Raw genomic sequence first — 7,426 nt, 5'->3', positions numbered from 1 at the left:
AATGACTCAGGACACTAGGAGCCCTGCGCTAGTCCGTCGGCGGCACGAACGGCGGTGCCTCACGGCGCATTCCAGCCGCCCGGCCCTTGCCCGCCACCACCAAAGCCATCTTGCGGCTGGCCTCGTCGAGCATCTCGTCACCGAGCATCACCGCACCGCGGGCTCCCCCGGCGTGCGAGGTGTGCCACGCATACGCCTCCAGGATCAACTCGGCGTGGTCGTACTCGGATTGACGCGGGCTGAAGATCTCGTTTCCGGCCGCGATCTGATCGGGATGCAACACCCACTTGCCGTCGTACCCGAGCGCGGCCGAACGGCCGGCCACCCGCCGAAACGCCTCGACGTCACGCACTTTCAGGTACGGCCCGTCGACGGCAGCGACCCCGTGGGCGCGCGCCGCCACCAGGATCGTCATCAGCACGTGATGGTAGGCGTCGCCCTCGGTATAGCCCTCGGGTTGCTCGCCGACCTCCAGCGTGCGGGTATTGAGGCTGGCCATCAGATCAGCCGGTCCCAGCACCAGCGCCTGCACCCGGGGCGCTGCGGCGATCGCGTTGATGTTCATCAGGCCGCGGGCGTCCTCGATCTGGGCGTCGATGCCGATCCGCCCGACCGGCAGCCCGTGGATGGTCTCCAACTGGGTCAGCAACAGGTCGAGTGCCTGCACATGCGAGGCGTCAGAGACCTTCGGCAGCACGATCACATCGAGCCGGGTACCGGCGGCACCGACCGCCGACACCACCTCGATCAGGTCGGCATGGGTCCACGGCGTGGTCCAGTCGTTGACCCGTACCCCGAGCAACGGGGCCGTCCAGTCACGCGCGGTCAGCGCTTGGGCGACCAGGGTCCGGGCCTGCTCTTTTGCCGCTGGGGCGACAGCGTCCTCCAAATCGAGAAAGACCTCGTCTGCGGACAGGCCCTTGGCCTTGTCGATCATCTTCTGGCTGCTACCAGGTACCGACAGGCAAGTACGGCGGGGGCGATACACGTTGGTCACCTAAATACTCCTACCCTTTCAAGCATGGCGTCGAGCAACAGGGTTTACGCAGCGCGGCTTGCGAGGATGCTGGTGCTAGGCCCGTTCGGCGAATCCGTGGGTCGGGTCCGCGATGTGGTGGTCAGCCTCAGCATTGTTCGTCAGCAGCCGCGTGTCCTGGGACTTGTGGTCGAACTTCCCACCCGCAGACGCATCTTCGTGCCGATTCTGCGGGTCGCGTCGATCGAGCCCAACGCCGTCACCCTCAACACCGGAACGGTGTCCCTACGCAAGTTCAATCAGCGGCCCGGTGAAGCACTCGTGCTCGGTCAGGTCCTGGACACCAAGGTTCGGGTCACCGACCCGGAGCTGCCCGAGTTGGCCGGCGTCGATGTGGCGATCACCGACTTGGCCATCGAACAGAGCCGTACGCGTGACTGGCTGGTGACCCGGATCGCGGTGCGGCACTCCCGCAGGTTGGGCCGGCGCGCCGCCGTACACATCGTGGACTGGCACAACGTGCAGGGCCTGACTCCGTCGGCGCTGGCGATGCCCGGGCAGGGCGTAGCGCAACTGCTGCAGCAGTTTGAGGGCTGGCGTCCGATCGAGGTCGCCGACGCCATCCGCGAGCTGCCGCCCAAGCGCCGCTACGAGGTGATCAACGCCCTGGACAATGCCCGGCTGGCCGACATCCTGCAGGAGCTGCCCGAAGAACGTCAGGCCGTCGTGCTGGGCCAGCTGGGTACCGACCGGGCCGCCGACGTGCTGGAGGAGATGGACCCCGACGACGCCGCGGACCTGCTGGGCGTGATGAACCCCACCGAGGCCGAGACGCTGCTGGCGCGGATGGATCCCGACGACTCCGATCCGGTGCGCCGCCTGCTGGAGCACTCCCCCGACACCGCGGGTGGTCTGATGACCTCCAACCCGGTGGTGCTGACCGCCGACACCTCGGTGGCCGAGGCGCTGGCCCGGGTGCGCGACCCCGACCTGACTCCCGCGCTGTCGTCGCTGGTTTTCGTGACGCGCGCACCCACCGCGACCCCGACCGGCCGCTACCTGGGCTCTGTCGCGCTGCAGCAGCTGTTGCGGGTACCACCCGCCGAACTCATCGGCGGCTTCGTGGACTCCGACCTGCCGGCATTGAACCCGGACGTGTCGCTGGCGGAGCTGACCCGCTACTTCGCCGCCTACAACCTGGTCTGCGGGCCGGTGCTCGACGAGCAGAACCACCTGCTGGGCGCGGTGACGGTCGACGACGTGCTCGATCACCTGCTGCCCGATGATTGGCGCGAAACCCCCGAACCGGACCTGGGGCCGAAACTCGCCGGGAGGCAGTCGTGACCGACCGCTCAACATCCCAGCGGCTCTCCACGCCCCGCACCTCGCGGCTCCCCAGCCTGAATCTGGATCCCGACGCGCTGGGCCGGTTCACCGAATCGGTGGCACGGTTCTTCGGGACCGGGCGTTACCTGGCCATTCAGACCGTGCTGGTGGTGGGATGGATTCTGCTGAACATCTACGCGGTCAGCCTGAAGTGGGACCCCTACCCGTTCATCCTGCTCAACCTGGCCTTTTCCACCCAGGCCGCCTACGCCGCTCCGCTGATCCTGCTGGCCCAGAACCGCCAGGAGAATCGTGACCGGGTCAGCCTGGACGAGGACCGCCGCCGGGCCGCACAGACCAAAGCCGACACCGAATATCTGGCCCGCGAACTGGCGTCGCTGCGCCTGGCGGTCGGCGAGGTCGCGACACGCGACTACCTGCACCATGAACTCGAGCGGGTCCGGGAACTGTTGGAGTCGCTACGTCCCGATCCCGATTTCTCCTCCTCAGACTCCCCGCATCGATCGTCCTGACACGTGACGCAGACCAGATAACGGTCATCAGCAGGACGTGTGTTGGGTATGGTGACCTAGTTCACGAAGCCTGAGCGGTTTAGCGAGGCTTTTCCGAGGCGGACAAGGGGCGGTCGAGTGCCAACAGGGGGCGGCGCACCGGAACGCGTGTCCCGCGCTGCCAGGGTGCGGCGGGCGGCCCGTTCCGCCCTGCGACCTGCCTTCGGTCTGGCTTTCATCACCCCGCTGGTTTTCGCCGGCGCCGTGGGCGCCACGCCCCGCTCGCCGTCGACCTCGCTGCCGCTGCGCAATGCCGCGATCACCCCGCTGGCGGCCTCGGTGCACACGTCCGGCCGCTCATCAGGTCCTTCCGTCATCGCGGTACCGCGCTCGCAGCCGAATCTGCACGTCGCCGCGGGCGCCCCGTCGGCGCCCCCGGCCGCCGTCGTCTACGCGCCGGGCACCTTGGGGATCCCCAAGACGGCGCTGGCGGCCTACCAGAACGCCGAGCAGCAGATGGCGGTCGCCGCGCCCGAATGTGGGATCAGCTGGAACCTGCTGGCGGGGATCGGACGCATCGAGTCCGGGCACGCCAACGGCGGGGCCACCGACGCGCGCGGCAACGTGCTGCAGCCGATCTACGGGCCGGCGCTGGACGGCACCCTGCCCGGGAACGAAGTCATCGTGGCCAGCAGCGCCCCGGGCCGGGTGGTTTACGCCCGCGCACTGGGCCCCATGCAGTTCCTGCCCGGAACCTGGTCGCGGTATGCCGCCGACGGCGACGGCGACGGTCGAGCGGACCCGCAGAACGTCTACGACGCGACCCTGGCCGCAGCCCGGTACCTGTGCAGCGGTGGGATGAACCTGCGCGAGCAGTCGCACGTCCTGACCGCGATCCTGCGCTACAACAACTCGATGGCCTACGCGGAGAACGTCATGGGGTGGGCGGCGGCCTACGCCACCGGAGTGGCGCCCGTCGACCTTCCACCGATTGTGGGCCCGGCACCGCCGATCGCGGACCTGCACTTGGAGCACCTGGAACACCCGGAAGGCCTCGGGCCGCAATCCCTCAGCATGCACGGGATGTCTCAGGCCAATCACCCCGCCGAATCGTCGCTGATCGACTTGGGCCAGTCCAGCCTGGAGACCCAGCTGGCGAATATGCCCTGGCTGCCGCCGTGGTTGACCTCGCCCGAGCAGCAGCAACAACAGCAGCTGCCCCGTCCCTCGGCGGCCTGCCGGATGATCTGCCTGGAGCCCCAAGCCGTGCCGGTCCCACCAGCGCCGCCCAACGGCGTCCCGCCGGCTCCCTTCGGCCCCCCGGAAGCCCCGCCGGCCCCGCTGGCCCCGCCGGCGCCGATGCCGGCCTACGCCGTCGCACCGCCGCCGCCGGATGTACCGGGCATGCCGCCACCACCGGTGCCCGCCGGTGTGCCGCAGGACGGGCCGCAGGCCGTCCCGACGGCCTGACGTATCTCACAGGCCGAGGCCCTGCCGTACTGCCTTAGACTCGATTCCGATGTCCGAGAATCGCGATGACACTGCAGCCCTGCACGACGCCATCTATGCAGCGTTGGGGAGCGTGCTGGACCCCGACATCCGGCGGCCGATCACCGAGCTGGGCATGGTCAAAGGCATTGAGATCGCGGACGATCGCAGCGTCCACGTCACGATCTACCTGACGATCGCCGGCTGTCCGATGAAGGCCGAGATCACCAACAGCGTGACCACGGCCATCAACGATGTGCCCGGCACCGGGCCGGTCAAGGTCAGCCTCGACGTCTTCAGCGATGAGCAGCGCGCCGAACTGCGCAAACAGCTGCGTGGCGACGCCAAGGAGCCGGTCATCCCGTTCGCCCAGCCGGGCTCGCTGACCAAGGTTTATGCGATCGCCTCCGGCAAGGGCGGGGTCGGCAAATCGAGTGTGACGGTCAACCTCGCGGTCGCGCTGGCCGAGCGGGGCATGTCCGTCGGGGTGCTCGACGCCGACATCTATGGCCACTCGGTACCGCGGATGATGGGCGTCACCGCGCTGCCGACCCAGGTCGACTCGATGATCATGCCGCCGATCGGCTACGGCGTGAAGGTGATCTCGATCGCGATGTTCACCCAGGGCAACACCCCGGTGGTGTGGCGTGGCCCGATGCTGCACCGGGCCCTGCAGCAGTTCCTCGCCGACGTGTACTGGGGCGACCTGGATGTGCTGTTGCTGGATCTGCCACCGGGCACCGGCGACATCGCGATCTCGGTGGCCCAGCTGGTGCCGTCGGCCGAGATCTTGGTGGTGACCACCCCGCAGCAGGCCGCCGCGGAGGTGGCCGAGCGGGCCGGGGCGATCGCCCTGCAGACCCGCCAGCAGGTTGTCGGGGTGGTGGAGAACATGGCCGGGCTGGCCATGCCCGACGGGTCCACCATGCATCTGTTCGGCGAGGGCGGGGGCGAGCGGGTAGCCGAGCGGCTGACTCGGGCGATGGGCCGGGAGGTGCCGCTGCTGGGCCAGGTGCCGATCGACAGCGAGATGGTGACCGGCGGCGACTCCGGATCTCCGGTGGTGCTCTCACCGGACTCCGCAGCGGGCAAGGAACTGCGCCGGGTCGCCGATCAGCTGGCCACCCGCCGACGCGGACTGGTCGGGATGTCGCTGGGTCTGGACACCGGGGGCACCCGGCGCTGAGCCTGTTGGCGCTGAGCCGTGGCTAGGTGGCGTCGGTGTCGAAGGGAGCCGGGCCACCCGGATCGGGCACCACGGCCGGCATCGGCGGCATCGGCGGCATTGGACGAGGTTCGGCGGCCAGCGAACCGACCGCGGTGAACAGCGAGTCGTCGCCGTCGAGCAGATGTCGGGTCAGCGCGGCCCGCGGGGTCATGCCGCGCAACTTCTGCAATTCGCTCAGCGGAGCCCGCAGGTCATCGAACTCCGGGCCGATCTCGTCGCGTAGCTGGTCGGTGGCGTTGGCGACGTAGTCACGGGCCTGGCGCAGCGCACCCGCGGTCCATCGGATCGCTCCCGGCAGCCGCTCCGGGCCCAGGATCACCAACCCAAGCACCACCAGGACCAGCATCTCGCCCCAGCCGACATTCGCGAACATCGAGGCGGACTTTAACTGTCGGGGGTGGGGGTCACCGTCAGCGTCACATGGCGCCCATCCCGGACCACCTCGACGGGCGCTTCCTTGCCGATGGCCAGGTTGCGGACGGCCACGACGAACTCGTCGGCGTTGGCGACGGTGCGGTCACCGATCTTGACCACCACGTCGTTCTCCAGCATGCCGCCCTTCTCCGCGGCGCCGCCCACCTTGACGTTGGCGATCTGCGCTCCCGAGGCGATGGCGTTGCTGACCGAGCGGGCGCTCACGCCCAGCGTGGGGTGCACGATCTTGCCGTCCTTGATGAGCGCCTCGGCCACGACCTTCATCTCATTGACCGGGATGGCGAATCCCAGGCCGCTGGCGCTGTCGGACAACGATTTTCCAGCGGTGTTGATGCCGACCAGTTGGGCATCCATGTCGATCAGCGCACCGCCGGAGTTGCCGTGGTTGATCGAGGCGTCGGTCTGCACCGCGTCGATGACGGTGTCGGTGTCGGAGTCGTCGCCGGACAGCGGCACCGGCCGGTGCACGGCGCTGATGATGCCGTGGGTCACGGTGCTGCGCAGACCCAGCGGAGCGCCTGCCGCGATCACCTCGTCGCCGACCCGGATCTTGTCGGAGTCACCGAGACGGGCCACCGACAAGTTGTCCACGTTGTCGACCTTGAGCACGGCCAGGTCGGTCTTCGGGTCGCGACCGACCAGGTTGGCCAGCACCTCTTTGCCGTCGTTGAACACCACCGTCGTCTTGAACTTGCTGGGGTTGTTGGCGGCTTCGGAGATGACGTGGTTGTTGGTGACGATGTAGCCCTTGCCGTCGATCACAACGCCCGAGCCCTGCATGCCCTGGTCGTCGCTGACGGACTCGATGGTCACCACCGAGTTGGCGATGGCCTCGGCGACCTTGGCGAACCGCCCGGCCGGCTCCTCGGCGTTGCCCTTGGTCGACAGCGTCACCTTCGACGTCGTGAAGGCCTCGACGACCTGTGCGGTGGTACGTCCGACCCAGCCGCCGACCATGCCGATTGCCAGCGCGATCGCCCCCAGCGTGGCCAGCGCACGGTAGGAGATCCGGTCGCCGAACAGCACGTCGCGCACGCCGAGCCGGCCACCCAACTCGCCGGCTGCCCGCGGCACCGGCGGGACCACGGCCGGCGAGCCGAGCGCGGCACCGGCGGCGGGGTCACGCCACGGGTCCCCGGTGTCTTCCAACCCCTCCGGCTTGCCGTTGCGGCCCAGCGACCCGGCGTCGGCGGGATGGCGCTGCAGCGAAGGGCCGGTGCCGTAGGGCCGGCTGAAGGCCTCCTTGAGCACCGGGTCCGGCGGCAGATCACGCGGAGTGAACTCGCCCTGCTCGCGGTACTTCTTCGGCCGAACGTCGGCGGGTGTGAAAGAACCAGGCACCCCGTCCGGCCGGCCGAACGCCTTCTTGGAGGCATGGTCCACAGGGGGCCGGTAAACGGGTCGCGGAGCCAAGCGGTTACCGCCGGCGTTCTCGTTGTTGGAGCTCACCTATTCCTCTTC

General features: G+C 68.8%; 7 protein-coding genes. 4 read left to right on the top strand and 3 right to left on the bottom strand.

Annotation, left to right across the window (positions count from 1 at the left end; genetic code table 11):
* Positions 1-28: 28 nt before the first annotated feature.
* Positions 29-997: a CoA ester lyase gene (locus N416_RS0115275; protein ID WP_024442977.1), complete on the bottom strand. Its 969-nt coding sequence runs from the start codon at positions 995-997 to the stop codon at positions 29-31.
* Positions 998-1,021: 24 nt separating this feature from the next.
* Here N416_RS0115275 and N416_RS0115270 point away from each other — a divergent pair, with 24 nt between their 5' ends.
* From N416_RS0115270 to N416_RS0115255, 4 genes are all read left to right on the top strand, one after another.
* Entirely contained in the window at positions 1,022-2,320 is a 1,299-nt protein-coding gene (locus N416_RS0115270; RefSeq protein WP_024442976.1) for a magnesium transporter MgtE N-terminal domain-containing protein, read from the top strand.
* On the top strand, positions 2,317-2,835 hold the full coding sequence (locus N416_RS0115265) for a DUF1003 domain-containing protein (RefSeq protein ID WP_024442975.1): 519 nt from the start codon (positions 2,317-2,319) through the stop codon (positions 2,833-2,835). The genes N416_RS0115270 and N416_RS0115265 overlap by 4 nt, the downstream gene beginning before the upstream one ends.
* 117 nt (positions 2,836-2,952) lie before the next feature.
* A complete protein-coding gene (locus tag N416_RS0115260) occupies positions 2,953-4,284 on the top strand; it encodes a lytic murein transglycosylase (RefSeq protein WP_024442974.1) in 1,332 nt (443 codons plus the stop codon).
* A 49-nt stretch (positions 4,285-4,333) separates the two neighbouring features.
* Positions 4,334-5,488: an Mrp/NBP35 family ATP-binding protein gene (locus N416_RS0115255; RefSeq protein ID WP_024442973.1), complete on the top strand. Its 1,155-nt coding sequence runs from the start codon at positions 4,334-4,336 to the stop codon at positions 5,486-5,488.
* A gap of 22 nt (positions 5,489-5,510) precedes the next feature.
* On the opposite strand, the gene tatB is transcribed toward N416_RS0115255, so the two are convergent.
* Both tatB and N416_RS0115245 read right to left on the bottom strand, forming a co-directional pair.
* Positions 5,511-5,903, bottom strand: a complete 393-nt coding sequence (gene tatB, locus N416_RS0115250) for a Sec-independent protein translocase protein TatB (protein WP_024442972.1) — start codon at positions 5,901-5,903, stop codon at positions 5,511-5,513.
* 11 nt (positions 5,904-5,914) lie between these two features.
* Complete coding sequence (locus N416_RS0115245; RefSeq protein ID WP_024442971.1) at positions 5,915-7,414, bottom strand: trypsin-like peptidase domain-containing protein; 1,500 nt, start codon at positions 7,412-7,414, stop codon at positions 5,915-5,917.
* Positions 7,415-7,426: the final 12 nt, after the last annotated feature.

Source organism: Mycobacterium sp. UM_WGJ (assembly GCF_000455125.1).
Taxonomy (GTDB): Bacteria; Actinomycetota; Actinomycetes; order Mycobacteriales; family Mycobacteriaceae; genus Mycobacterium.
The sequence above is the reverse complement of the archived record's forward strand: the minus strand, read 5'-3'. Positions and strand labels throughout refer to the sequence as shown.